The sequence below is a fragment of the Sphaerochaeta sp. genome (assembly GCA_022482495.1).
Lineage (GTDB): Bacteria > Spirochaetota > Spirochaetia > Sphaerochaetales > Sphaerochaetaceae > RUG023.
In genome coordinates, this window is record JAKVPA010000001.1 from 446014 (window position 1) to 472544 (window position 26531).

Below are 26531 nucleotides of genomic sequence, written 5' to 3' on the forward strand. Positions count from 1 at the left end.
TTTTTGCTATCTTGGACATACCGTTTGTACGCCCAGCGCATTCAGTACAGCCCATGCATACATCATGAGGATTGCAGGAAGGAGATTGCCCTATGGACAATGAAAAGAACAAGGCCGATCAGGATCAGGCGGCCATCGCGAAAATCCAGATTCTCGTTGGGAAAACCAAAGCGGATCCCAATCCCGAAGAATTGGAACATCTGAAGAAACTGATTAAGAAAAACGTTCCGTTCACGTTACGCTCATATTTCATGGCTTACCTGTTCCGCGAGTTGCAGCAGGGCGGACAACGAAGCCAGGCCCCAGCCCGGAGGAATCCGGCGCCACGGCCCCAGGCTCCACGCCCGGCCAAAGAAGCAACGGAAGGAACGACTCCGGAGCAGAAACCGGAACGGGTGGAGAAACCGCTTCCCGAGGGAGCCAAGACGCTGTACCTGAACATCGGCAAGATGAAACGGTTGTACGCCAAGGAGCTCAGCCAGATTTTCCAGGACCAGCTGGGGATCACCAAGGATGACATCTACGCCATCCGGATCCATGACAAGTACAGCTTCGTCTCATTAAGCGGTGAGAACTGCGAGAAGGCCATCGCCAAGATGAACGGCATGGACATCAAAGGCAGAACGGTCGCCGTCAGCTATTCCAACAAGGAGCAGTGATGTTCGTTGATCGTGTGGTGGTCGGGCCGTACCAGACCAACTGCTACATTCTCGGGGACGAGGAAACGGAAAGCGGCTGGATCATTGATCCAGGCGGGGATGCCAAGCGCATCATCGCCTGCGTCACCAGCCACAAGGTCCATCCCGTCGCCGTCTTGCTCACCCATACCCACTGGGATCACATCACGGCGCTTCCCGCCGTGAAGGACGCCTATCCGGACATTGAGATTCTGGTAGGCCGCCTGGATGCGGGATTTCTCGGGAAGAACGCCTACCAGCGGTTCGATGAGACGATCACCGACCGCAGGTTCCTGGCGGTGTACAAGGATCAACTGCAGCGGATGCCCGAGCCAACCACCCTTCTGGATGACGGGCAGATGTTGGATGACTGCCACATGCGGGTGCTCAGCACCCCGGGGCACACACCGGGCGGCGTCTGCTACTACCATGAGGCCGGACACTTCCTGTTCTCCGGAGACACACTGTTCTGTGGAGGCATCGGACGGACCGACCTGTACGGCGGTAGCTACAGCGACATCATCCAAAGCTGCAAACGGCTGCTGGAACTTCCCGGCGACGTCCAAGTCCTCCCCGGCCACGGGCCGGAAACGACCATCGCCCAGGAACAGACCAACCCGTTCATCGTGTAAGAAAAAGCCCTCGGTTTCCCGAGGGTCTTTTGTTGTCTAATAGCGGTGTGGCCGCTCTTCTTCGTTCTTGCAGTCCAGGCAGAGGACGGCGTACGGCAGTGCCCGGAGTCGCTCCTCGGGGATTTTCTTGCCACAGCGGAGGCAGGTGCCGTACCGACCTGCGTGGATTCTGTCCAACGCCCCTTCGATGGCGCGAAGCCGGTTGGCTTCGTGTTTGTTGATCACTTCCAGCTTCTTGATGGCGATGTCATCCGCGGCGCTGTCAATACTGTCCTTGATGCTCATCGTTCCCGCTATATCCTTGAATTCGGAATTGCTCTCAGCCATGTGCTCCAGGATCTCCTTGCGCATGTCCAGAAGCTTTTGTTCCATCTCCTCGTTGAACGTCATAGAGTACCCCCAAAGGAATTTTCTCTAACATGGTGTTTCTTCGCAGGGAAGTCAATAGGTCAATTCACGATTTCTCGTCATTTTTCTCTTTTTTTGTATCTGTCACATAGGTGCCCATTTTCCGTACCGTCCGTATCATGGCGGCAAGTACGACGACAACCAGAACGGTCATAACGGCGAGGATTCCCACCTGGTCGCGATACAGGACGGCAAGCAGACAGTAGCCGACCAGCAGGCTGACGCAGAGCACCACCACCCACCTGACCAGCGAACGGTATTGTTTCTTATCCATGGAGGAACTCCTTGATCACCGAGAGGAACGCGTCGTACGTCGTGACGATCTTCAGGTCGGGTTGTTCGGCGAGGATCCGCTCGGGCGCGCGGAACAGGCATCCGCCATCCGCCTTGCGGATCATGGCGATGTCGTTGTACGAGTCCCCTGCCGCGAACGTGCGGAAGTTCAGCGACCGCAGGGCGTCGATGGCCTTGCGCTTGCCATCTTCCAACCGCATCACGTAATCGGTGATCATCCCGCCCTCATCCACCTTCAGGCTGTTGCACCACAGCATCGGCCAGTCCAACTGACGCATCAAGGGGAGAGCGAAACTCGCTGAACGTATCGGAGAGAAGCACCACCTGGGTCAGGGAGCGCAGTTCATCCAAGAAATCCTTGGCGCCTTCCAGCGGATGCATCGTGGCGATGACCTGCTGGATGTCGGAAAGTTTCAGATGATGCTGCCTGAGCAGGTTGATGCGGTACTGCATCAGTTTGTGGTAATCCGGTTCATCCCGGGTGGTCAGACGCAGTTCGGGAATCCCCGTCTTCTCGCTGAACGCGATCCAGATCTCCGGTACCAGCACCCCTTCCAAATCAAGACAGACGATGTCCATAGGCTCTCTCCTCTTTTTTCACCAAGTATTGCCATTCACGGCAAGAAAGACAAGAGCACCCAGAAGGGACGCCGTCTCCCCAAGCACCTCGCCTGCGCCCAGCACATCGCCGGTCACGCCCCCGATCTTCCGCCGGGACACCCGGCTGACGAGGAGCGTGCACACCAGAGCGGCCAGGGCCATGGCCGCGACCACCTTCCGCCCCCACACCCAGAGCAGCACGGCGCAGATGCCAAAGGCTCCCAACAGATGACGCTCCTTCGCGCCCCTCACCAGATCCCCCGCCGTCCCGTTCTCCCGTGCATAGGGAAGCGCCACGCAGAGGAGCACCTGCATCGTCCGGCCCAGGACCGGAGCGGCGAACAGGATGGACGCATCCTCCCCCACCGCCTGATACAACGCGTACTGGAGAAGGAGCGTGACGGAGAGCGCCAGCATTCCGAACGAGCCGACATGGCTGTCCTTCATGATCTCAAGCCGCTTTTCTCTGGTGTATCCTCCGCCGAAGCCGTCAAACGTATCACACAGCCCGTCCCAATGAAAGCCACGGCTCATCCACGCCGTCCAGGCGAGGACCAACGCGCTTCGCACAGGAAGGGGGAACGGTAAAAAGAACAACAACAAGTCGCACAGGCCGTACAACGCCCCGACGACGGGAAACCAGTACAGGCTGGTGGACACATGGCGTGGTTCGGCGCCAGGAAACGGAAAGCGGGTCAGCGTCCGGAGGGCAGAAGAGAGCCCGATTCCGCTCACAACAGCTTTCCTTTGATCGGCACAGGGATGCCGGCGATCATCACGATGACGTTGCGGGCCAACGCGGCGACCTTCTGATGGAGCCGGCCGGCCTGTTCGACAAACAGCCTGCTCTCCGGATCGGCGGGAATCACTCCCAGGCCCGTCTCATTGGTCACCAGCACGATGTCGCATGGCGGGTTTTCAAGGACGGACAACAGGCTGTCCACCGCACCGTCCAGCGCTTTGTGGTAGATCAGATTACCCATCCAGACGGTCAGGCAGTCAACGACGCACACCTGGGCGTCGGCGGGAAGCGAGCGGATCGCCTCGGCCAGTTTGATCGGCTCCTCGATGGTATGGAACCGTCCGGCCCGGGATGTCTGATGGGCGATGATCCTGCGGCTCATCTCATCATCCATCCGCTCCGCCGTGGCGATGAAGTACCGGCTATTGGTGTCACTGGCGGCGTCCAACGCGTAATCCTGGGCGTAGGAGCTCTTTCCACTCCGCTCCCCTCCGATGATCAATGTGATGCGGCCACGGCTTTTCACCCGGATGCGCATTCCCCCGACCGCGCTTTCAATGGTATCCCTGTCCTCTTTCGTTTCCTTGTACAACTGATGAACGTCAATCGTCGCCATGCTCATGCCTCGTGGGTGCAAGTATACGCCGTAACGGCTTCTCCAACAACGGTTTTGAGGAGAAAAACTTCTCCTGTCCGAACACCTCGATGGTCACCACCCGGTCCACGCCGTCCTGAGCTTCCTGCCGTACCACCTGGGACAGGAAAGCGTCAACCAGACGGGGATCTCCATCGGCAAGGCTCCGGTGGTCCTTGCCGTCCCGAACCCCGTGGATATGGATGATACGGGCAGCAGGAAGCAATTGACGTGCCGCTCGCCCAGCGTCATAGCCCATCAGCCAGATGTGGCCGATGTCCAGCGTGACGGAAAGATGGTGACGGCGCACCAGGGGAAGCACCAGAGAAAACGGGTAGCTGAGCGTCTCGGCGCAGAAGCGCGAGGGATCCACCCCGCTCTCCCCGGTCAGCTCTTGCAGCGAGCGGTCCAGCTGGGAAAGCCAGCGGTCCATGTCCGTCGAGGGGACGGCGCCCCACGCCTCCGGAGTCAGATGAAGCACGTAGGAGAACACAGGAAGCGGATCGGTCAGGCGGATGATCCTCAGGTAGGTCTCCACCGCCGTTCTGCGGAGCGTCTCGTCCGCAGCCCCCGGCCAGACATCCAAGGGAAAATGAACCGTGTAGGTCAGATCCCCTTGCCTGGCAAGCAGAGCCAACGTCTGGATTTCCTGCGCTGTGGGGAGATTGCTCGCTTCCTTGCTTTCGAACAGCACCAGCTCGACATCCTGCACCTTGCCGGAGAGGAAACGGACGTTGGGGATGATGGCATCCGGGATGATGTAGCTGGTGGTTCCCAAGCGGATCATAGGATTCCCAGCTCCTTCAGGTGGCGGGTGCTGTCCGTCACCCCGAGGTCGCCAAACTCCTTCAGGTCACGAAAGAGGTGACTGGCAAGCCGCACCACCGGCCATGCCGCGGCGGCTCCGCTCCCTTCCCCGAGCTGCATGCCCAGGTCCAGCACCGGGGTGAGACCCAGTGTCTTCAGGACGAGATCGGAGCCAGGGGAAGCGGACCGGTGTCCGGCGATCAAATGACGCGGTACGGACGCATCCATAGCACAGGCGCAGAGGGCGGCGGCGTAGGTGATCAAGCCATCCAAAAGAATGGGGAGCCCTTCCCTGCTTGCACGGATCATCCCCCCGGCGATGGCCGCCGTTTCAAAGCCTCCAAACGAACAGAGCAAAGAGAACCCATCCCGGGCGGGATGGCGGGAAAGGGCTTGTTCGATCACCTGGATCTTATGGGCCAGTTCCGCGCTCCCCAGTTTGGAGGCGCTTCCCGTCACAAGGGAGGCGGGGACGCCGAGGCGCCGGGAGAGGATTGCGGACGCGGAAGCGGAGTTCCCCACCCCCATCTCTCCGAAGAGCAGGATGTCGCATCCACGTCCCAACGCCTTGCCCACTTCATCCGACCCGATTTCCAATGCCCTGGCGCACTGTTCTTCCGTCATGGCCTCTTCCTGAAGGAAATCCCTGGTGCCACGGGCGATCTTCCGGTCGACAAGCAGAGGATCCGTCTGATCGGTATCCAGTCCGACATCGATGACGGACAAAGAGATACGGTTCAAGGAACAGAACAGACCGGATACGCCGTAGCCATGGGCGAATGAGCGGGCCATCTGGAAGGAAATCTCCGTGGCGCTGTGCGTCACTCCTTCCTTGGTCACTCCATGGTCAGCGCAGAAAAGCAACAGTTCCGGTTGCTCCAGATTGAAGGAACCCATCAACGCAAGACGCACGGCAAGATCCTCCATGGCACCCAACGCGCCAGGGAGCATCGCTTTGTGGAGCAATGCGGTTCGGTACTCCGATTCGGTAGGCATAGGTACGATTGTACCCAACGCGGCTGCGGGAGGACAAGAGCGGACGGCTTCTCAGATGTCGTTGATCCGGTACCGGCATTCCGTCTCCGCCACCAACCCTTCATCGGAAAGCCGCTTCAGCATGGAAGAGACCCGCTCCGGTTCAAACGGCAACTGGGATTCCAGTTGGGAGAGGGAACGTTCGCCGGTTTCGGCAAGCACATGCAGGAGAGCGCCGCGCACCTGCCGGTCGGAACCCTGGAACGTCGACTGGGTATGGTAGGAAGCGCTCCTTCGGTTGGGGTTGGGGATCAACCGCTTGAGGAGGACGCCGTAGTCCATCAGGGCGTAGTACCACGGTTTGGGATCCCCGCAGGAGGGGAAGAATGACGCAAGGAGGTTGGAGAGGACCTTGTCCTTCACCCCTTCCTCCCCCGGATGGAACACGTGAAGCAGCACCCTCCGGATATTGGTCTCCAGATAGATGTCCGGCTGATGGTAGCAGAAACAGCGGATCGCCGACGCGGTGGACGGCCCCACGCCGGGAAGAGAGAGGATCACTTCCTTGTCATCGGGAATCGTCCAGCCCCAGGCGGATGTCGCCTTGGCGGCTTGCTGCAACGCCCGGGCACGACGGTTGTACCCCAGTCCCAGCCAATGGGTCAGGAGGTCGGGAAACGGGGCTTCGGCCAACGCGCGGAAGTCCGGCCACAGGGCAAGAAATTCGGCGTACTTCGCCTCCACCCTGCCCGTCTGCGTCTGCTGGAGCATCACTTCGGAGAGCAGGACGCGGTAGGGATCATCCGTATCCCGCCAGGGAAACGAACGGCCGTGTTGATGATAAAAATGGAGAATGAACGCGACAAATTCCGTCTCGTCCGTCGGGGCGTCAAGATACGAGGCTGCTTCTTCTGGACTGAGGTCAGGAAAATCGGTCATTTCTTGTCGTCAAAGGAATCAGGGAAGATTGCGTCCACCTGTTGCATCGGTTTGGGAATGTCTACACCGCCACGCTTGTTCTTTTTCTTGTCTTTCCGTTCCTGGTCCCGCTGGCGCTGGTACGATTTGCCGCTGGACAGCAGAATGGCGATCGGCCGAAGCCGTTTGATGTTGGCGCAGAGGATCTCGGCACAACTGGTCAGCGGGACGGCGATGAACATGCCGACGATGCCCCAGATGTACCCCCAGATGGACAGGGAGATCAAAATCACCAGAGGAGAGAGGTTCAGCTGGCCGCCCTGCAGTTTGGGATCGATGATGTTGCCCAGAATCATCTGGGTGGAGATGGTCATCACGGCGACGAAAATCACCAGACCCCAATGGGGAGCGAATTGGATCAAGGCCATCACGACGGTCAACGCCGTCACGATGATCGAGCCAATGGACGGGATGAAGTTGAAGACAAACGCCAGAACTCCGTAGAGCATCGGCACGTCCATGCCGGCGATCAATGCGGTCAGGTAGAACATCAGACCGGTGAGAAAGCTGATCACCGCCTTGAGGAGCAGGTAGGTGGACACCTGTCGGGAAATACGCTCCCCCAGCATGGCGACCATCGGACCGTTGGAATCATTGAACGCATGGAGCACCTTGGGCATGAACAGTTGCTTTTCCATCAGCAGGAACAGCACGAACAGGATGACCAGCACGCACACCTTGATGACGGAGATCAACTGGGTGGAGACGGTGGTCACACCGCCGACCAGCATGTCCCTCCACTGCACAGGAATCTGGGAAAGAAACGTCTTGCCCTCCGGCACTGTCACGTAGTTGGAGAACTTCTGGGTAAGCAACCGATCCAGCGCGGTGATCCGGTCCAGATAGACCGGCACCATTGAGACCAGCATGGAGACGGTCTTGTACAGCACCCACCAGGCAAAGCCAACGATGCACACCAAAAGCAGAAAGCAGATGGTGATGCCGATGAAATGGGGTACGTGGAGTTTGTCCAGCCGATCCAACAGCGGGGAAAGCAGAAAAAAGATGAATACGGAGAGAACGATGGGAATGGCGATATCCTTGGTGGCTTTCAATGCCGCCAGGACGATGATCGCAGCGATGATGGCAAGGGTGGTCCCCCCTGTCCAATGCTGGGAATCGTCCTCTTTGATCGTGTAATCTTCCATCTTGCGACCATCATAGCATGAAGATTCCGTTTCATCCAGCAATCTTGGCTGATTTGGCGCATTCTGCTACAATCGTTGGCCATGGAGCAACAACAGAATCTGGACAGGATTGAAATCGTTCTTGTCGGGACACAGGACGGCGCGAACATCGGTTCGTGCTGCCGGGCCATGAAAACGATGGGACTGACCCATCTCACGTTGGTCACCGAACGGGAATACGCGGAAAACCGCGTCCGTGCCCTGGCCATCCATGCCAGTGACCTGTGGGAGGGCCGCAAGCAATACCCCACGCTGGAGGAAGCGCTGGCCGGCAGTGTGCTGACCGTCGCGGCGACCCGCCGGCACGGCAAATTCCGCAAGGGCACCTGCGTCACGCCGGAACAACTGGCCGATCAGATATCCACGCTGGGGGACGGCAAGGTCAGCATCGTCTTCGGCCGTGAGTCCGACGGGCTTACCGACGATGAGGTGAACGCCTGCGCCGAGGTGGTCACCATTCCATCCAGCGACAAGTTTCCGTCGCTGAACCTCTCCCAGGCGGTGCAGGTGATCACCTACACGCTGTTCTCACGGATCAAACCGAGTACCATCGGCATCGTGCCGGTTCCCCAGACGCGGGTGATCACCGCCACCGACCGGGTGACCGAAGCGATGGAGGCGATGGGATACTTCAAGCTGGATGACGAGCGTCGCTGGACGCGTCAGTTCCTCTCTGATATTTTCGAACGGGCCCAGATGTCGGAGACGGAAATACGGAAAATGGAAAAGGTGTTCACCAAAATGAGCACCATCGCCCGCTACAAAGGAACGGAAACAAAATGAGCACACTATCGAATGTCTATTTCACCAACCTCCGCAGCCATGCGGAGGAAAGCCGGCTGACCAAACTGAAGAAGGTGATCATGGCGGCAGGGATCGGGAAGCTGGATGTGGATGGCAAATTCGTCGCCATCAAGATGCATTTTGGGGAGCCGGGGAACCTGACGTTCCTCAGGCCCAACTACGCAAAGGTGGTGGCGGACGTCATCAAGGAACATGGGGGCAAACCGTTCCTCACCGACTGCAACACGCTGTACGTCGGCGGCAGGAAGAACGCCCTGGAGCATATGGACAGCGCCAATCTCAACGGGTTCAACCCGCAGACCACCGGCTGCCAGATCATCATCGCCGACGGCCTGAAAGGAAGCGACGAGGCTTCCATCCCGGTGGAAGGCGGTGTGTACGTCAAGGAAGCGAAGATCGGCCGGGCGCTTGCCGACGCCGATGTGATCATCTCCCTTGCCCATTTCAAGGGCCATGAGGCAACCGGCTTCGGCGGTACGCTGAAGAACCTCGGTATGGGCGGTGGTTCCCGGGCGGGAAAGATGGAGCAGCATTGTGACGGGAAACCGGATGTTGACCAGGCGCTGTGCATCGGCTGTGGGGCCTGCCGGCGGATCTGCGCCAACGACGCGCCGCAGATCGTCAACCACAAGTGCCACATCGACCACGACAAGTGCGTGGGGTGCGGACGGTGCATCGCCGTCTGCCCGAAGGACGCCATCGCCAACCATGACAGCAGCTCCAACGACAAGCTGAACTGCAAGATCAGCGAGTACGCCAAAGCGGTCATTGACGGCAAGCCTGCGTTCTTCATCAATCTGGTCATCGACGTCTCCCCGAACTGTGACTGCCACAGCGAGAATGACACGGCCATCGTCCCAGACATCGGTTTCTTCGCCTCGTACGATCCGGTGGCGCTGGATCGTGCCTGCTGTGACGCCGTCAACAAGGCGACCCCGATGCCGAACAGCACCCTCTCCGACCAGAAGCCGATGGACGACAACCTGGATACCAACCACCCGGACACCAACTGGCGGGTCGGTCTGGAGCACGCAGAGCACATCGGACTGGGCACTCAGGCGTACCACTTGGTCGACATCAGCTGAGCGAGGAAGGAAGCAGGTTCACCAAAACGGTGAACGTCCAAGGATTCTCCTGTCCCCACTGGTAGGCAAGGGAGAATCCGAGGTATCCTGAGTCCGTTTCCAGCGCCGTGTTGTTCAGACTGGTATCCAGCGTACAGGACAGGACGGCGCTCCGTTGTTTCTCCCCGATATCCCAGGGAGAAAACAAGGGAAAATTCTCCGGCATGAAGGAACGGAGCCAGGTTTCTTCTGCGCTCAGGGTGACATTCAGACGCCGGAAGAACAGATGGACGACCGGCGTTCCCCGCTGGATCTCCCGACTGTACAGCACACAGCCGACCGACTGGGAAAGGACAACATATACCGATGGAGAAAGGGAGAGCGTCCACCAGATAGGAAGGTCAACCGTCATCTGTCGGAAATGGAACGGCAGCAGGGACGGAACCGCCACGGTGGCGGAAAGCCCCAGGTTCCACCAGGACCAATCCATCGCAGGTTGGGCGTCAAAGGAAAGGGAAGCCGTCGTGGACAGGCCACCGTACGAATGAACCCCTTCGTGCCGCCTCCGAATCCCCTGATAGCCCAGCGACAACGTATCATGCCAGGCGCTCTGCGTACCGGAAGGTTTCTTTGATCCAAACCACCATGTGGTGTTGGACAATACCAACCGATTCCAAGGAATCTGCGCCCCCGCACCGAGCGCCCAGGAAGAAAGGCCGCTCTCCAGGAACGAGGTCTGGCCGAACAGCGCCCACCGCTCCCCGCTCGCCTCCCCCACCACGACAACCGTCCCATCAGACGGATTCCAGCCGGAGCCCAGAAGCAGCGTCAGGCGATCCATCGGGTCTTTGGTCAACCGTGACAGTCCCAGCGCATACCCATCGGAAGAAAGGGAAAGGAAGCCATTTCCGCTGATCGTTACGGCGGAAACCACCGGCAGGAACATTCCCTTGGCCAACCAGGAAGCGGCATGGTACGGCATGCCACGATCATGAACCTTTGCTGGAACTTGGAGACTTCCCCTCTCGGGAAGAACGTTCATCGTATTCCATGTGAGACGGGATTCATCCACCACCGAGAGCGCCGTGTGGTCGAAGAACGCTCCCTGTCCCACCAGCCCGATCCCATCCACCGTCTCCGCTTTGGTGATCCCCCCCAGCACGTCCTGCTCCTGCCAGCGCACCAAGCCATCCTGGATATTCAGCACAGCCAGGCGGGAAAGGGTTCCCATCTTCGCCCAGGTAAGCAGAATGCCGTCCTTCCCGGTACGGACCGAACCGACTTCCACGCCGTCAGGTACGGGGTAACGAACAAAGCTTCCATCCAAAACATCCAGAAGCAGGACAAACTGTCCTTTCCCATTCCATCGGGCCAACGCCAAAAGCCTTCCATCACCCAGAACATCCAACGAACGCAGGGAGAGATCGTTTGGAAGCGGAATCTCCCGCTGTACGACGCCCATGGCATCGCAGATGACCAGCGTCTCTCCACCGGAATTCTGGGTGAGCAAGACGACGTCCTCACCGGCAAACATCGCTTCCCGCACATGTTTCACACCCAACGTTTTCCATGAACCATGTTTCCACAACCGAACACGATACCGGTCATCGGTATCGGTGATGAGCATCAGGACGGAGGAGCCGTCGGCACGCACAAAAGCGCCCCGCACCGTCGCATCCGAGGCGATACGCCTGCCATTGAGCAGCAGGTTTCCCGGAATCGATTCCAGAGAAAGCAGGTCCTTCCCGTTGGAGTCCAACACTTCATCCCCGTACCCGGCAAGCGGCACGGTTCCATCCACCACGGAAACGGTTGGTATGGATGCAGAAAACCGTCCCCATGTCCTCTCCGGCCATACACCAAAGTTTTTGTGGAACCAGACGGTGAAATCCACGGGAAGGAGCATCGTGTTGCATTCCTTCAGGAACGCGCGGTACGCATCCATGCCGTACGCATCACGAACAGACTTCAGCCACGCTCCACCAAAGAGGTACGTCAAATCTCCGGTAGGCCGGGTATCCCGGATTCCCGTGATATCCAGATACGAGACGGGGAACTTTCCTTCCGCTTTCGCCTGAAGCAGTTTGGCCATCTGGAGCGGGCTGTTCAGCCGCCCTTCCCCACCTTCGCTTTCGTACAGCACGGCCGATCCTTCGATGACCGAACGTGACAGAGAAAGATAGACCGGCGTGTACGGGTCCCCCAACACGGAGCCAATACTCCGGAGGAACGGTCCTTTCATGTTCAATGAAACCAGATGGAACGTCTCATGGGTGAACACCCCTCGGAGCGTATCCTTCCAGTACCCCAGAGAGGGAAACGGTTGGTCGTAGATCAAAATCTTGGCGTACGGCGCGTTGGTCTGGTAGGCGTTTTCCGTATCGGAAGGCGCAACGATGACCAGTGGGATATGTTTCATCCATATATCCATACCGAGATAGGTACAGATATTTGTATATACATCATCCGCATACGTAGAAAGCTCCGTTGCGGTGACGGCGCTTTTTTCCTCATCATAGATGATATCAAAATACCGGGTGGACAGGACGCTTTGCGCATACAGCGTTCCACTGATGAAAACCAGAAAGAGAATAGGGAGAAGACGCCGGATGCGCATCGCTGGTCGTCCCTCGGCTGGCGTTATTTCAACAGCTTGTCGACATCAAGATTGGCGCTTTCGATGTCCTTGAAGTACTTGTAGGTGTCCAGCTTCAGTTCTCCGCAGGCCGCCTCATCACAGACGATGATCGCCTTGGGGTGGAGTTGCAGGGCGCTGCAGGTCCAAACCTGGCTGACTGCTCCTTCCACCGTAGCCTGCAGGGCACGCGCCTTGTTGTGGCCGTTGACCAGGATCATCACTTCCTGGCTGTCCGTCACCGTCTTGACGCCTACCGTCAATGCCTGGGACGGCACTTTGTTGAAGTCGTTGCCGAAGAACCTGCTGTTCATCACCTTGGTGTCGAACGTCAGGCTCTTCACCCGGGTCCGGGAAGAAAGGGAACTGAACGGCTCGTTGAACGCGATGTGCCCATCGGCGCCGATGCCACCCAGGAAAAGGCGGATGCCGCCGTAGGAGGCGATCTTCGCCTCATAGTCGGCGCATTCCTTGGCAAGGTCCTTGGCCATCCCGTTGAGAATGTGGATGTTTTCCTTTTTGATGTCGACATGGGAGAAGAAGTTCTCCCGCATGAACGTGTGGTAGCTCTGCGGATGATCATCCGGAAGCCCGACGTACTCGTCCATGTTGAACGTGACGACGTTCTGGAACGACACATATCCTTTCTGGTTCAATCTGATCAACTCAGCGTAGGTGCCAAGCGGGGATGAGCCGGTGGGAAGCCCCAATACGAACGGTTTCTGTTCCGTTGGTTCGAAATCCCTGATGGTCTTCGCGATGTACCGCGCAGCCCACAGACTCAATGTATCATATGTATCCTGAATGATGACCCGCATAACGACTCCTTCCTCGATCATTAAACCACATTGGGATGGCGTTGGCAACTCAACGCGAACCGGTGATGATGCCTCCGCACAGGATGTGGTCATCCTGGTACAGCACCAGCGATTGGCCTTTGGTCACCGCCTTCACCGGAGCGATGAACGTTGCCGTCAATGATCCGTCAGGGTTCTCCCAGGCGGTCGCCTGGATGGGGAACCCGGTGGAGCGGATCTTCGCTTGCACCTCGATCTTCCCGTCGATGTGGTCGACGCCGCTCCACGCCACGTTGGACGCGTCGACGACCGTACTGGTCGTATCCTCTTCGTACCCCACCACCACCTGGTTGGCCTCCGGCTTGAGGTCCAGGACGTACAGCGGGCGGGGTGCGGCGACCCCCAATCCTTTGCGTTGACCGATGGTGTAGTGCCAGATGCCTTCATGGTGTCCGACCACCGTTCCGTCACGGAGCACGATGTCGCCTTTTTCATCCTTCACGTCCAAAAGATCGGTGTAATCGCCGGCGTAGAAATCCTGGCTTTCGTCCTGGTCGACGGAGTGGAATCCTTCCCTCACATCAATGGCGCGGACGTCTTTCTTCAGCATGCCTCCAAGCGGGTACACAATAGAGGAAAGCTGGTCCTGGTTCAGACGGTACAGGAAGTATGACTGGTCCTTCTTCTGATCCACCGCCCGGGCGATGGCAAGCCGGCTTCCCACCGGAACGATCCGGGCATAGTGGCCGGTGGCAAACTTGTCAAACGCCAGGCCCTTGGCCCGGGCATACTCCACCATCGCGCCGAATTTGATCTTCGCGTTGCACCAGACACACGGATTGGGCGTATGGCCGGAAAGGTATTCGTCATGGAAATTCTTCAGCACGACGTTCTCGTACAGCTGGGACAGGTCGACCGTCACGTGGGGGATGCCGATCTTCCCGGCGATCTCCTTGATGGCGGCAATGTCCTCTTCCTTCTCCGGACCGTAACAACTGTTGGAATGTTTGGGTACGGGCAGGTCCTTCCGGCCTCCCCAGATCAACATGGTAACCCCGGTCACGTCGTAACCGGCCTGCTTCAGCAAGTATGCGGCCACGCTGCTGTCAATGCCACCGCTCATTCCCACCAACACCTTCACGTCATTCCTCCGGCGCACAGTGTACCCGAAACGGGACAGGTGGGCAACAGCACCTACAAAATGAATAATTAGGAAGGAAAGATTATTATATTCTTACTTATCACGTGATGAAGAGTTACATACCACTTTCCAAAGAAAGACAGGAATACGATTTCCAGTAAGGTAGGATTCCTTCCAAATCAACGTCACCCCCCATACCCAATGGGTAGCCACCCATCCTTACCCCTGTACCCTCTCATGCAACACCAACGTCACGGTTTCCGTTTCTGGTCGTATCATTCCAGGTATGATCCTCCTTTGGGAAGGAAGCCTTCCCATCCAAGCGATGGTTTTTCCCGTATGCTTCCGTACGGGACCCATCATCCCAAGGAGCACCAGGATCCTTCCGACCGTTTTTTCGTACCGGTTTCCTTCCCTCTCTGAAGAATAGGATCGACGCGCTTCTTCGTACAAATTGGTACGGCGCAATTGAAGTCTCAGATTCCCAAACCTTGCACCCAGAAACAGAAAAAAGGACTCAGAGAAAACCTGTTGTTCCTCTCCCCGACCAGGCGGAGCGCATGATGCGACCCCCACATGAACACAAGGGGAAAACAACAACGAAAGACACAAAGGCACCACATCTTCCGGCCGAAACACCTCTTGCTTCCAAGGGATCTCATCCTGTGAAAAACTGAGGTGATCGGAACCACTACCGCTCTCTTTTGTCGTATGATTCCACCCTCGTTGCAAAGGAAAAAAATGATGGTCGACGAAACAGGCAAAAAGCGTCATTTCTCCTTACCGGGCCCTTGCTCCGCCTCCCTTTTCTTTCCAACCAATGCACCTGACATTTCTCTGTCAGAACCGCTTCATTTCTTCCATCACTTTTTAGTTATGAAATGGATAGCCATTGTTCTTTGCAAATCATGCCATTCTGCCTGTCTGCAGAATGACATGATTCCCTATCGTTTTCAGAAAACCGGAGGGTCTTCAGGGACATTGCAATCCAATGACAATTGATCGAATCGTTTTTCTTCCGGGCAAAATGTACCGTGGGAAGGATTTCATGCACACCTGGGAAACCATATTCCCCTACCCTGGAACATATGGGGGAACGCGTCCATCAAACCGCCGTCAAGGGAGGAACACTGGCTCCTCTGCATCAGGAATTTTTCTCTCTCACAGGGTTCCTGCATTCTCTGTCGCCTACGCTTTACGTGCAGGGTCTGGCCATCCGGCATAAGAGAACGCAACCGTCATCAGCACGAGGAATGCACGTCCCTGAAGAAACATATCAGTCAGTTCTGGATATGTGATTCGTTGATGCTTTCATCTCCATTCCTCTGGCATCTTTGAGCATTCTCATTTTTTACGCACCAGCCGTCGTTTGGCGTAATCCATCGCTTCCGGTCAACCCACCCCATTCCCAGCGGCCACCGTAACCACTGAGGGCATTGGCGACATCCTCAAAAAAAACGCTGCATCAGTCTCTTTGCGGAGCATGGTTGTCCCGCACAACAAAAAAGCGTGCAGTCACAACGCAACCACACGCTTATATGAATTATTAATATTTTTTTCATTCCTATTTAGGAATTTTTGTATGTTGTTTCTATGGTGTTACGATTCCCAATAGTGCGCCATCCGCCGTTTCAGGCTTTCCCGGTAGGCATCCCAATCGGTGATCGGCCTTTTTGCCAACCCTTCCTCACAGGCTGCCTTGGCCACAGCGACCGCCTCATACTCGATGACACGGGGATCGAACGGTTTGGGAACGATGTACTCCCTGCCGAACGTGAAGTGTTTGCCGCCGTACGCCTTGCTGACGATCTCCGGCACCGGTTCTTTGGCAAGCGCAGCCAGTGCCTTGGCCGCCGCCATCTTCATCCCTTCGCTGATCCGTGTGGCACGTACGTCCAGCGCGCCGCGGAAGATGAACGGGAACCCCAGCACGTTGTTGATCTGGTTGGGATAGTCGCTCCGGCCGGTCGCCATGATCAAATCACTGCGCACCGCCATCGCCGTGTCGTACGGGATCTCCGGGTTGGGGTTGGCCATGGCGAAGATCACTGGATCCTTTGCCATGGAAGCGACCATCTCAGGGGAGACACAGTCTGCGACGGAAAGCCCCATCAGAAAATCCGAGCCTTTCAGCGCTTCAGAAAGGGTGCGGAGGCTGCTGGGATGGGCGAAGAGTTGCTTCTCCGGCGTCATATGATCCCTGCCCTGGTAAATGACTCCGTGGGAGTCGACCAGCGTGACGTGTTCATTCCGTACGCCGGCAGCGATGAACATCTTGGCGCAACTGATGCCGGCAGCCCCGGCTCCGTTGATGACGATCTTGATGTCCTGCAGGTTTTTGCCGATGACCTCGCAGGCGTTGATCAGGCCGGCGGTGGCGATGATCGCCGTGCCATGCTGGTCGTCGTGGAACACCGGAATGTCACATTCTTCGATCAAACGGCGCTCGATGGCGAAGCATTCCGGACTCTTGATGTCCTCCAGATTGATGCCACCAAAGGTCACGCTGATCGCCTTGACCGCCTCGCAGAACTTGTCCACGTCCTTCTGGTCCACCTCGATGTCAAACACATCGATGTCGGCGAATCGTTTGAACAGGACGCCTTTGCCTTCCATCACCGGTTTGCTGGCAAGCGCGCCGCGGTCTCCCAAGCCCAGGATCGCCGTTCCGTTGGAAATGACCGCCACCAGGTTTCCCTTGTCGGTGTACCGATAGGCATCATCCTTGTTCTTCTCAATCTCCAGCACCGGCTGGGCGACACCAGGGGTGTAGGCAAGACTCAGGTCATCCGCCGTCTGGCAGGGTTTCGAGGGGACGACGGTCACCTTTCCTGGCACCCCGCCCCGCTCGTGATATTCCAACGCACGCTCACGCAAATTGTTCATAACGGCCTCCACGTACTTATAGCATATTCGGCCAAATGATGCGACCGGTTTCAGCGGGCGTTGAACAGTTCGGAGGCCAATACCGCCTTGAGGATTCCTTTGACTTCCTCACGGGTTGTTTCCAAGGGAACCCCCTGCTCATGGCTGGTATGGATGAAGCCCCACAGGCCATAACTCAAGAACGAGTTGACCCGCTCCAGCGGATACTTGGGATGCATGCTGTGGCAGGTTTCCTCGGCGAACGTTTCGATCTGCTTCAGCATGAACCAGTAGAACGAGAAGAACAGGTAGGGATTGTCCCGTGAGTTCAGGTGTTTGAAGAATCCGTATTCCGTACGGAAATAGGTTTCCAACAACACGTCCATCAAATTGCAGAACGCCTGTACCGGATCATTGGTGGGGTTGGTCTTGCGCTGCAGGACGGCCATCTCCTCCTTCACCGTGGCGAGGAACTGGTTGAAGATGGCGTCGACGAACTCGTATTTGTCACGGTAGTAGGTGTAGAAGGTGATGCGGCTGACATCCGCTTCCTTGCAGAGCGCCGTCACATTGATCCGTTCGAATGGCGTGGTGTCCAACAGGCGGATCATCGCGTCCTTCAGGCTTTGTTTTGTTTTCTTGATCCTTCGATCTTCCATGAGAGATGACAATCCTCCTTTTTCGTACGGTACCGTACATATCTCTATCGTAGTACAGAGACAGCAAAAAGGAAAGATACTATTATATGTATATAAGTAAATATGCAGTTTCGGAGGTTCGTAGCGGGAACATGCGCATTGTTTGGATCATCCCCGCGCCGTTCATGCGGCGTATGAAGCCGTATCGGTGGGGCGGAAAGACATATGGAAAATCAAACAGCATCACCGGTCCGTTGATCCTTGGCGGCATGCTGAAGAAGGCAGGGACACCAGGTGAGCGTGTACGAAGAGCTCAATGGGGATGTGCCGTACGACCGTTTGATCCCTATTACCGATGTGTTTTGCTTTTCCATCATGACAAGCAACGCGCCGCGCGCCTATGAGCTGTGCGACCGCATCAGGAAGGGGAATCCCAAGGCGCGACTGATCATCGGCGGCATCCATGCCACCGCCATGCCCGAGGAAGCGGCCCTCCATGCCGACCAGGTGATGGTCGGCGAGGGGGAGACGGCCATCCTGGACGTCATCGAAGGGAGACGGACGGAGAAGATCGTCCATTGCCAGCCGCTTGAGGATCTTGACCAGGCGCCGTTTCCCGACTACTCCATCCTGAAGACCCCTTGCAAGGCGGCCAACATCATCACCAGCCGTGGCTGTCCGTTCCGCTGTACGTTCTGTTCCACCAGCAGGATGTTCGCCCCGTACCGCAAACGGAGCGTCGCCAACGTCCTGCAAGAGATACGGCAAGACAAGGAACAGGGGTTCCGGTACATGAACTTCGAGGACGACAACTTCACGGCGGACAAGGAACGGGCAAAAGAGATTCTCCGGGGCATCATCGCAGGCCACCTGCAGTTCGACGAGACCTTCTTCTTCGGCCGCACCGATCTGGCAAAGGATGAGGAACTGCTCGACCTTCTGAAGGAAGCACATCTGACCCGGGTGTTGATGGGCATCGAGTCGCTCAACCAGAAGGCGCTGGACCGGATCCACAAAGGACAGAGCGTCCAGGACATCAAGGACGCCGCCGAGGCGTGCAGGAAGCACGGCATCCGGGTCATCGCCTCGATCGTCCTGGGCATCGACGACGACAGCCTGTCGGACATCGACAAGGCGGTTTCGTTCGCCTCCCGCATCGACGCCTATCAGCTCCAACCTGCCATTCTCACCCCGTATCCCGGCACCCCGGTGTACCAGGAAATGAAGGATTCAGGACGGATTCACGTCAGCGACTGGACACGGTACGACATGATGAGCGTGACGTTCCAGCCCAAACAGATGACGGCGTGGCAGCTGCAGGAAGCGTTCTACCACGCTTCCGACCGTTTCTACACATTCCGTTCGGCGCTTCGCATCGGAAGATTGTTCGGCCACCGCTATGGCCGGCAGAGACTGAGGATGTGGAGCACCATGCGCCTGGGGACATTCGCGGCCCGGGTGCTCTCCCGCACCGTTACCAAGAGTCCGTTCTACCAGCTCCGGCACGCCGACTGGGCAAATCTCACCTACCAGAAGTCAGGCTCTTGACGGTCTAAACTGTATTCAATATAAATACAGTTAATCAAGGAGCGTGAAACCATGTTTTTTCATTCCACACATATTCGGCCGGAAGAGGCCAAGAAACTGATCGACAGCGGGGAAGCCGTGTTGTTGGACGTCCGGACCCGCCCGGAATTCCAGGAAGCCCATATCCCGGGAGCGAAACTGCTCACCCTGGGAGACATGCCGAACAACTTCTCCGCCATTCCTGACAAGGCGAAGACGTACATCGTCTACTGTCATTCAGGAAGCCGCAGCATGATGGCCAAGAGGATCATGCAAAAGGCGGGATACACCAATGTCCAGGACCTGGGAAGCATCATGTCCTGGCCGTACGGCTATGCAAAGTGACTTCTGCGTGGCCGTCCACGCACTGGTCTGTCTGGCCCATACCAATGAGGCGTGGTCCAGCAGCAAGCTTGCCGAAAACATCCGTACCAGTTCCAGCCGGGTGCGCAAGGTGATGGCATCCCTGACGGGTGCCGGCCTGGTCACCTCCCGGGAAGGGGTTGACGGTGGCTATCTGTTGGCGAAAGATTCCAGGTCCATCACGTTGCGGGAGGTTGCCGAGCTTCTCGGCGTCCAGTGTGTCTCCCTTTCCTGGGAGAGTGGAGGGACGGATCCCAACTGCGTCATTTCCCGTGGCATGGGACCGAAGATGCGTTCCATCGCCCAGGAGTTGGACGCGAAGTGCAAACAGTTCCTCCAGACGGTGACCATCCAAAGCATCGACGAGGAGCTGGAATCATCAGGAGAGCGGGACGCCAAACAGCCCGTGGACCACCAGTGATGCTGCGCCGCATCCGACCATGGCGATGATTGGATTGAGCTTGCGGAAATGGATCAGGCAGAATGCGGCGACCATCAGCACGATGCCGGTCAGGTCGGCGGCTTTGCCGTTGACCACCACCATCTGGACGATGGAAATCGTCGCCGAGGCGATCAAGGCTACGACCACCGGTCTGAGGCCGGAGAGCATGTCCTGGATCAACGGGAGCGAATGATACTTCCGGTAGGCGTAGGCCAAAAGAGAAACAATGAAGCAGGACGGAAGGATGCAGCCGAACGTGGCGACGAACGCCCCGGGAATGTCTGCAACCTTGATGCCGACGAACGTCGCCGCATTGACGGCGATCGGTCCGGGAGTCATCTCTGCGATGGTGATCAGATCGGTGAACTCTGAGAGGGTGATCCACCCGTGCGTGTCGATGATGGAACTTTTGATCAACGGAATGGCGGCGTATCCGCCCCCGACGCTGAACAGCCCCACCTGCACGAAGCTGAGAAACAGTTGGAACAGCATCAGCTTTTCCTCCCCTTCTGGATCCGTTTTGCCAGGTTCCCTGCCAACACCAGGGCAAGCACCGTCAAAATAAGGATCGATGCGTTGACGTCATAGAGGTACGCTGCGAGGAACGAGGCGATCATCAGGACGATCAAAATCCAGGATTTCTGCTTGAGGACGTTTCCTCCCAGAGTGAAGACCACATCCAGCATCACCGCCCCTACTCCGGCCTGCATGCCCCGAAGCGCCATGGCGACGATCCTGTTGGAGGCGAACGCCTGATAGGCGAACGAAATGGCCGTGATGATGGCCATCGGGGGAATGATGGCGGCCAGGACGGCGATCAGCATGCCTGCCAGCCCGCCTATCTTCCAGCCGACCAAAATGGACGCGTTCACCGCAATGGCTCCCGGTGATGACTGGGCCAGGGCGATGTAGTCCAGCATCTCCTCTTCATCAATCCAGTGGAGCTGGTCGACGAACTTCTTCTTCATGAAAGTGACGATGACGAATCCCCCACCAAAGGTGAAGGCGCTGATGTACAAGATGGAGAAGAACAGCGTGACAAGGCTGGGCTTTCGTTCCTTCGTTTCCATACGTTCCCCTTTTGTCCATCATACCGAGTTCTTGCACCATATGTAAAATGCTCTTATTGTATGGATATCATACCAAAACAAGCATGGAGGAAAGAAACCATGACGATCCGGCACCTGAGAATCTTCGTCACCGTCTACCAGAAGGGGAACATCACCCAGGCGGCACAGGAGCTGTCCATGACGCAGCCTGCCGTCAGCAGGAGCATCAAGGAACTGGAAAGTGGCTATGGGGTGCGCCTGTTTGACCGGATCGGCCACCGGATCCAGCCGACGGAACTGGCCAACCGGTTGTATGACCAGGCGCTGCACATCGTCGACGCGTTTGACCGGATGGAACATGGCGTGAAGGATTGGGATGAGGAAGGATTGCTCCGGATCGGATCAAGCGTCACACTGGGTGGTTTCCTGCTCCCTGAACTGGTCTCACGTTTCCGGCTTCAGTACCCGTCACTGGTGGTGAAGGTGCGCATCGCCAATGCGGAGACCATCAAGGAAGGGATCTTCCGCAACGAACTGGACATCGGCATGGTGGAAGGCTTGGCCGACGAACCGTGGTTGCATGCCGAACCGTTTTCCCATGACCGTCTGGTTCCCGTCCTGCCCCCGCATGATCCTCTTTTGGAGAACGACATGCTGCACCTTGAGGATTTCAAGGACAAGCCGATGTTGCTTCGGGAACCGGGCAGCGCGGGACGGACGTTTCTCGACCAGGTGTTCGCCATCCATGGCATGAAGATCGATCCACTTTGGGAGAGCACCAGCACCCAGGCGTTGCTCCAGGCGGTCGCCCATGGCATCGGTGTTTCATTTTTGCCATTCCAGCTGGCAGAGAACGCAATTGAGGAAGGGAGTGTGGCGACACGCCCCTTGGAGGGTGTATCGCTTGAGCGTACCCATTCGTTGATCTGGCACAAGGACAAGTACCTGAGCGCCTCGGCGCGTCAGTTCATCGCCCTCTGCCACACCGTCACGACTCGTTGAACCGGGAAAGGAAGTCCTTGGTGCGGGGGCTCTTGGGATTTTTGAAAATCTGCTCCGGACTTCCCTGCTCCTCGATCTTCCCGTCGGCCATGTACACCACCTGGGTGGACACCTCACGGGCGAAGATCATCTCATGGGTGACGACCAGCATGGTCATCCCCTCTTTGGCCAGAACCTTCATGACATCCAGCACTTCGCCGACCATCTCCGGATCCAGCGCGCTGGTCGGTTCGTCAAACAACAACACTTCCGGCTGCATGGCCAAGGCGCGGGCGATGGCCACACGCTGTTTCTGGCCTCCGGAGAGCTGGCGGGGCTTTGGCGTTGATGTACGCGGCCATCCCCACCTTGTCCAGATAGGTGATGGCGTCTTTCTTGGCGACGTTCTTTTCTTTCTTCAGCACCTTGACCTGCCCGATGACGCAGTTTTCCAGTACGGAGAGATTGTTGAACAGGTTGAAGCTCTGGAACACCATCCCGACCTTGGTCCGGTAGGAGTCCTCATCCACACCGCCGTCCAGGATGCTCTTGCCATGGAACAGGATGGAACCGCTTGTGGGATCTTCCAGCAGGTTGATGCAGCGAAGCAATGTGCTCTTGCCGGATCCTGAGGATCCGATGATCGAGGTTACATCGCCCTGCATCACGCGGAAATCAATATCCTTCAGCACCAGGTTGGTGCCGAAACTCTTGGACAGGTGTTGGATGGACAGGATTTCCTCAGCCATCAGAGCACCCTCCTCGTTTGGGCATCGTAGTGCTGCAGGCCGCTGGTGAACGCCAGCGTGTCATTGGTTGCAAGGTCGAAGTTCTCCGGCCCGTCCATCTTCTTCTCCACCTTGCGGAGGATCCGCGAACAGGAGAAGGTCAGCACGAAGTAGATGATCATCGTGACGGTCGCCGCCTCGAAGTAGGTGTACAGCGCTCCGGAGATGCTCTTGAACGTGAAGAACAGCTCCACCGTACCGATGATGGAAAGCACACAGGTATCCTTGATGTTGATGATCAAGTTGTTGCCGATCTGCGGCATGATGTTCCTCAACGCCTGGGGAAGGATTACGTACATCATCGTCTGGAAGTGGTTCATCCCGATGGAACGGGCCCCTTCCGTCTGGCCAGGATCGACGGAGAGGATGCCTCCCCGTACCGTCTCGGCCATGTACGCCCCGGTGTTCACCGAGACGATCAGGATTGCGGCAGACCACATTCCCATGTTGATGCCGAACAGCTGGCTTGCACCGTAGTAGATGAAAGCTGCCTGGAGCATCATCGGGGTTCCACGGAACACCTCGACGTAGATGGTCAGGATCACCTTGAAGAACTTCAACAACGCCCGAGCCACCGGTCCAGTCTTTTTCTTCGGTTCCAGTGTCTGGACGATTCCGACGGCGAAGCCGATGACACACCCAAGGGCGGTGCACACCAAAGCTATCACCATGGTGGTCGCCGCCCCTTTGGCCAGGGACAGGGAATATTTTTGGAAAATATACCCCATCCGCTGGAAGAAATTCATTTGGGAAATGGTCATGCCGCTGGCTCTCTTTTAGTTGGAAAGCGGCTGGACGGCGATCGCTTCGTTCATCATGCGATTGAAGTCATCCACCGTCAGCGTGGCGAGCACGCCGTTGATCGCTTTGGTCAACTCAGGATTCTTCTTGGAAACGGAGACTCCGATGTTGATCTCTTCCTGGCTGACCTGGTAGTCGTCATCAGTTCCGGCGAAATCCAGGATCTTCATGTTGGGATAGGCGACCAACGCGGCCTGGGCGGTCGGCATATCAGTGCAGACGATGTCCACCCGTTTGCTGTTCAAGGCGACCAACATGGCGGGAGCGGACTCCTGGGCAGGCAGGATCTTGGCGTTGGGAATCTGCGGCAGGCAGTTGTCATACCAGATGGTTCCCAGCTGGCTGGTCGCTGTCGCTCCGGCGAGGTCCTTCAGGCCTTTGGCGTTGGCGTACTTGCTGTCCTTGTTGGTCAGCGTGACGATGGAGGCGTAGTAGTACGGCGTGGTGAAATCAACCATCTGCAACCGGTCGCTGGTGATGGACTGGCCGGCGATGACGCAGTCGACGGTACCGGACTGGACGGCGGGGACCAGGGAATCCCAGTCAAGCTTGACGATGGAGAGGTTGTAGCCGAGCTTCTCGGCGATCAACTTGGCCATCATGACATCATACCCATAGGCGTAATCAGTGGAATCCGCGATGGGAACGGCTCCGTTGGAGTCATCCGTCTGCGTCCAGTTGTACGGTGCATAGGCGCATTCCATGGCGACACGGAGCGTTTTCTTCTCCGGTGCGGCAGTGGCTGCGCTTTCCTTGGTGCCTTGGGCGAACACGCCAAAGCAGGCGATACAAACCATCAAAACGACAAGAATTGTTTTTTTCATAAGGAACTCTCCCCTACGGATCATCCGTATCTTTTGGGTGATAGCATACTTTGTCGTTATTTAATAGTCAACATGTTATGAAATCAAAATATTTGTTATTTAGATAACATTCTCGGAAGTTTTCTTTCCGTTGGGCGAAGTACATCAGCTCTGCGAAAACTGCATTTCCTTACGCTTTGGCACAAACAAACCGCACGTATGCACCGTTTCCCGCTTGCGGCATTTCCTTGTCATAGGTTGCCTGCAACGTGATCCAAAACGAAGCATCAATATCAAATACCGAGGAAAGTGCCCAGGCCAACATACCAGAAATGGTTTCCTTCCCGGTGCCTACCCTATTTTTCCATCTCTTTCTGGAGCGTTCCACGGGATGGATGATCATATCATTGGATACGTTCTTGCGTTGTTATGCCATGAAACCTGCCCCTTTCCTTTGTTTGGAGGGATTCTGCACGAATCTGTTTTTCCTCCCATGGTGCTCAGTAATACAGAGGCACGGGGATGTCTCCACCCTCGTGCCTTCCTGAAAAACCCTTTACTTCAAAATGGCGTTTCCTTGATCCATGATGGCTTTCACGCCCTCATCCAGGCTGACCCGCTTCATCAGGATAGCCATGGACTGGTCACGTACCATCTTCAGGAACTCACCAGCCTTCGGTGGATCCGGAGGATCAATGGCGCTGGAGTTGTCCGCCACGTGTCCGACGTAGGCGAAGATCTCCTGGTTGACCTCATTGAGTTTGCCTGACATGTTCTCCCGGACTTTGGTGGCGACAGGAACGCCACGCTCGCCAAGCAAAATGTCGTTCATGGCGATGTCATTGGTGAATGCGCTGATGAATTTCGCCGCTTCATCCGGGTTCTTTGCCGAAGCAGGAATGGCGAAGAACATGGATGCTTTGAGGAACGTGCCTTTCTTTACCGGGTTTTTGATCAACGGCAACAGCGCCAGCTTCAATGGACGGTTGGCACCCGCCTGATAGGCGACGAACTGGTTGGACCACAGCCACTCGACCCAACTGCGTCCTTTGGCGAACTCGGATTCGGCGGGCGTCGTGTTGACGAACGCGATCTCCGGGTCGATCAGGGCACCGGCATCCAACAGTCTGAGCTGAATGGCGTAGTACTCCTTCAGGACGGAAGGATCGGTAAAGCCGAGTCCGCTGCCATTGGGATTGTACGTGGCCGCTCCGCTCTGACGGATCAGGTTGTCGAAACCGACCTTCGGATCGGTGGCAAAGAACGGCATCGTCTTCACACCAGTCTTCTGGTAGATGGTCAGCGCGATCTTCTCAAAATCCTCCCACGTCCAGGTGGTGTCATCCGGCTCAGGAATGCCGGCGGCTTCAGCACGGCGGGATCATAGGTCAGACAGACCGCATTGGATCCCAAGGTTGACGCCGATACAGCTTCCCGTTCACCTTTCCTGATTCCAAGAACGATGGATTGACGTCAGACAGGTCGATCACTCCGCTCTTCACATAGTCATCCAGCGGTTTCAGCTGGTTGCGTTTGACCCACTGCAACATGTAAGCATAGTCGTGCTGCATCAGATCGGGCAACGAACCGGCAGCAGCCTGGGTGTTCATCTTGTCCCAGTAGCCGGACCATCCGGTGGTTTCCGTCTCAATCTTCACTTCCGGATGCTGTTGCATGTACAATTCCGCAGCTTTGATGGTACGCTCATCACGCGTGGGATTCCCCCACCATGCAAGCCGCATCGTCGTAGGCTCATCCGCCTTTTTCGCCGTGCTTTCACCCGAACCTTGGGCGAACACCGCAGTGGCAGCCAGCAACAAGACCGACACCACAACACACCATTTTCTCTTCATAGTTCCT

Annotated in this window: 26 protein-coding genes and 3 pseudogenes; 8 read left to right on the top strand and 21 right to left on the bottom strand. The window is 57.0% G+C overall.

Annotation, left to right across the window (positions count from 1 at the left end):
• Positions 1 to 92: 92 nt before the first annotated feature.
• Both LKE28_02245 and LKE28_02250 read left to right on the top strand, forming a co-directional pair.
• Positions 93 to 659, top strand: coding sequence for a DbpA RNA binding domain-containing protein (locus LKE28_02245; GenBank protein MCH3907084.1), 567 nt, complete (start codon positions 93 to 95; stop codon positions 657 to 659).
• Positions 659 to 1309 (top strand): MBL fold metallo-hydrolase, encoded by a 651-nt coding sequence (locus tag LKE28_02250; protein ID MCH3907085.1) that lies wholly within the window; start codon positions 659 to 661, stop codon positions 1307 to 1309. The genes LKE28_02245 and LKE28_02250 overlap by 1 nt, the downstream gene beginning before the upstream one ends.
• A 36-nt stretch (positions 1310 to 1345) precedes the next feature.
• Here the strand turns inward: LKE28_02250 and LKE28_02255 are convergent, their stop codons facing one another.
• From LKE28_02255 to LKE28_02295, 9 genes and pseudogenes are all read right to left on the bottom strand, one after another.
• Positions 1346 to 1681, bottom strand: a complete 336-nt coding sequence (locus LKE28_02255; protein ID MCH3907086.1) for a TraR/DksA C4-type zinc finger protein — start codon at positions 1679 to 1681, stop codon at positions 1346 to 1348.
• An 82-nt stretch (positions 1682 to 1763) separates the two neighbouring features.
• The gene (locus LKE28_02260; protein MCH3907087.1) at positions 1764 to 1991 is read right to left on the bottom strand and encodes a hypothetical protein; all 228 of its coding nucleotides are present in this window, start codon (positions 1989 to 1991) and stop codon (positions 1764 to 1766) included.
• Positions 1984 to 2590 (bottom strand): annotated as a pseudogene (thrH, locus tag LKE28_02265) (bifunctional phosphoserine phosphatase/homoserine phosphotransferase ThrH). The gene LKE28_02260 and the pseudogene thrH overlap by 8 nt, the downstream one beginning before the upstream one ends.
• Positions 2591 to 2608: 18 nt before the next feature.
• Positions 2609 to 3346: an adenosylcobinamide-GDP ribazoletransferase gene (gene cobS, locus LKE28_02270; protein ID MCH3907088.1), complete on the bottom strand. Its 738-nt coding sequence runs from the start codon at positions 3344 to 3346 to the stop codon at positions 2609 to 2611.
• Positions 3343 to 3969 (bottom strand): bifunctional adenosylcobinamide kinase/adenosylcobinamide-phosphate guanylyltransferase, encoded by a 627-nt coding sequence (cobU, locus tag LKE28_02275; protein ID MCH3907089.1) that lies wholly within the window; start codon positions 3967 to 3969, stop codon positions 3343 to 3345. Before cobU ends, cobS begins: the two co-directional genes overlap by 4 nt.
• Positions 3956 to 4774, bottom strand: a complete 819-nt coding sequence (locus LKE28_02280) for a sugar phosphate isomerase/epimerase (protein ID MCH3907090.1) — start codon at positions 4772 to 4774, stop codon at positions 3956 to 3958. Before LKE28_02280 ends, cobU begins: the two co-directional genes overlap by 14 nt.
• Positions 4771 to 5790, bottom strand: a complete 1020-nt coding sequence (locus LKE28_02285; GenBank protein ID MCH3907091.1) for a nicotinate-nucleotide--dimethylbenzimidazole phosphoribosyltransferase — start codon at positions 5788 to 5790, stop codon at positions 4771 to 4773. The genes LKE28_02280 and LKE28_02285 overlap by 4 nt, the downstream gene beginning before the upstream one ends.
• Before the next feature lie 51 nt (positions 5791 to 5841).
• Entirely contained in the window at positions 5842 to 6708 is an 867-nt protein-coding gene (locus LKE28_02290) for a DNA repair protein (GenBank protein ID MCH3907092.1), read from the bottom strand.
• Entirely contained in the window at positions 6705 to 7895 is a 1191-nt protein-coding gene (locus LKE28_02295; protein ID MCH3907093.1) for an AI-2E family transporter, read from the bottom strand. Before LKE28_02295 ends, LKE28_02290 begins: the two co-directional genes overlap by 4 nt.
• Positions 7896 to 7976: 81 nt before the next feature.
• Here LKE28_02295 and LKE28_02300 point away from each other — a divergent pair, with 81 nt between their 5' ends.
• Positions 7977 to 8717, top strand: coding sequence for an RNA methyltransferase (locus tag LKE28_02300; protein MCH3907094.1), 741 nt, complete (start codon positions 7977 to 7979; stop codon positions 8715 to 8717).
• Entirely contained in the window at positions 8714 to 9823 is a 1110-nt protein-coding gene (locus LKE28_02305; GenBank protein MCH3907095.1) for a DUF362 domain-containing protein, read from the top strand. Before LKE28_02300 ends, LKE28_02305 begins: the two co-directional genes overlap by 4 nt.
• Here the strand turns inward: LKE28_02305 and LKE28_02310 are convergent.
• From LKE28_02310 to LKE28_02330, 5 genes are all read right to left on the bottom strand, one after another.
• The gene (locus tag LKE28_02310) at positions 9816 to 12221 is read right to left on the bottom strand and encodes a hypothetical protein (GenBank protein MCH3907096.1); all 2406 of its coding nucleotides are present in this window, start codon (positions 12219 to 12221) and stop codon (positions 9816 to 9818) included. The two genes, LKE28_02305 and LKE28_02310, sit on opposite strands and share 8 nt — an antisense overlap.
• Positions 12222 to 12442: 221 nt before the next feature.
• A complete protein-coding gene (locus LKE28_02315; protein MCH3907097.1) occupies positions 12443 to 13255 on the bottom strand; it encodes a glucosamine-6-phosphate deaminase in 813 nt (270 codons plus the stop codon).
• A 49-nt stretch (positions 13256 to 13304) separates the two neighbouring features.
• The gene (gene mnmA / locus LKE28_02320; protein MCH3907098.1) at positions 13305 to 14375 is read right to left on the bottom strand and encodes a tRNA 2-thiouridine(34) synthase MnmA; all 1071 of its coding nucleotides are present in this window, start codon (positions 14373 to 14375) and stop codon (positions 13305 to 13307) included.
• Positions 14376 to 15974: 1599 nt separating this feature from the next.
• Entirely contained in the window at positions 15975 to 17261 is a 1287-nt protein-coding gene (locus LKE28_02325; GenBank protein MCH3907099.1) for a malate dehydrogenase, read from the bottom strand.
• Between the two features lie 50 nt (positions 17262 to 17311).
• A complete protein-coding gene (locus LKE28_02330) occupies positions 17312 to 17899 on the bottom strand; it encodes a TetR/AcrR family transcriptional regulator (GenBank protein MCH3907100.1) in 588 nt (195 codons plus the stop codon).
• Between the two features lie 273 nt (positions 17900 to 18172).
• Here LKE28_02330 and LKE28_02335 point away from each other — a divergent pair, with 273 nt between their 5' ends.
• Genes LKE28_02335 through LKE28_02345 form a run of 3 tightly spaced genes read left to right on the top strand, consistent with a single transcriptional unit; the run spans position 18173 to position 20228 of the window.
• Positions 18173 to 19426: a B12-binding domain-containing radical SAM protein gene (locus LKE28_02335; protein ID MCH3907101.1), complete on the top strand. Its 1254-nt coding sequence runs from the start codon at positions 18173 to 18175 to the stop codon at positions 19424 to 19426.
• Positions 19427 to 19477: 51 nt separating this feature from the next.
• Positions 19478 to 19789, top strand: coding sequence for a rhodanese-like domain-containing protein (locus tag LKE28_02340; GenBank protein MCH3907102.1), 312 nt, complete (start codon positions 19478 to 19480; stop codon positions 19787 to 19789).
• Positions 19790 to 19796: 7 nt separating this feature from the next.
• Entirely contained in the window at positions 19797 to 20228 is a 432-nt protein-coding gene (locus LKE28_02345) for an Rrf2 family transcriptional regulator (GenBank protein MCH3907103.1), read from the top strand.
• Here LKE28_02345 and LKE28_02350 read toward each other — a convergent pair.
• Positions 20187 to 20741 carry a chromate transporter gene (locus LKE28_02350; GenBank protein ID MCH3907104.1) on the bottom strand — a complete coding sequence of 185 codons (555 nt, stop codon included), beginning with the start codon at positions 20739 to 20741 and terminating at the stop codon, positions 20187 to 20189. The genes LKE28_02345 and LKE28_02350 overlap by 42 nt on opposite strands.
• Positions 20741 to 21319 (bottom strand): chromate transporter, encoded by a 579-nt coding sequence (locus LKE28_02355; protein ID MCH3907105.1) that lies wholly within the window; start codon positions 21317 to 21319, stop codon positions 20741 to 20743. The genes LKE28_02350 and LKE28_02355 overlap by 1 nt, the downstream gene beginning before the upstream one ends.
• Before the next feature lie 99 nt (positions 21320 to 21418).
• Between LKE28_02355 and LKE28_02360 the strand changes: the two genes are divergently transcribed.
• The gene (locus tag LKE28_02360) at positions 21419 to 22300 is read left to right on the top strand and encodes a LysR family transcriptional regulator (protein ID MCH3907106.1); all 882 of its coding nucleotides are present in this window, start codon (positions 21419 to 21421) and stop codon (positions 22298 to 22300) included.
• On the opposite strand, the pseudogene LKE28_02365 reads toward LKE28_02360, so the two are convergent.
• The 5 genes and pseudogenes from LKE28_02365 to LKE28_02385 form a co-directional block, all read right to left on the bottom strand.
• Positions 22287 to 23016, bottom strand: a pseudogene (locus LKE28_02365) (amino acid ABC transporter ATP-binding protein). The gene LKE28_02360 and the pseudogene LKE28_02365 sit on opposite strands and share 14 nt — an antisense overlap.
• An 11-nt stretch (positions 23017 to 23027) precedes the next feature.
• On the bottom strand, positions 23028 to 23828 hold the full coding sequence (locus LKE28_02370; protein ID MCH3907107.1) for an amino acid ABC transporter permease: 801 nt from the start codon (positions 23826 to 23828) through the stop codon (positions 23028 to 23030).
• A 15-nt stretch (positions 23829 to 23843) separates the two neighbouring features.
• Positions 23844 to 24692, bottom strand: coding sequence for a transporter substrate-binding domain-containing protein (locus tag LKE28_02375; protein MCH3907108.1), 849 nt, complete (start codon positions 24690 to 24692; stop codon positions 23844 to 23846).
• 169 nt (positions 24693 to 24861) lie between these two features.
• On the bottom strand, positions 24862 to 25059 hold the full coding sequence (locus LKE28_02380; protein MCH3907109.1) for a hypothetical protein: 198 nt from the start codon (positions 25057 to 25059) through the stop codon (positions 24862 to 24864).
• Between the two features lie 168 nt (positions 25060 to 25227).
• Positions 25228 to 26347 (bottom strand): annotated as a pseudogene (locus LKE28_02385) (extracellular solute-binding protein).
• Positions 26348 to 26531 lie beyond the last annotated feature (184 nt).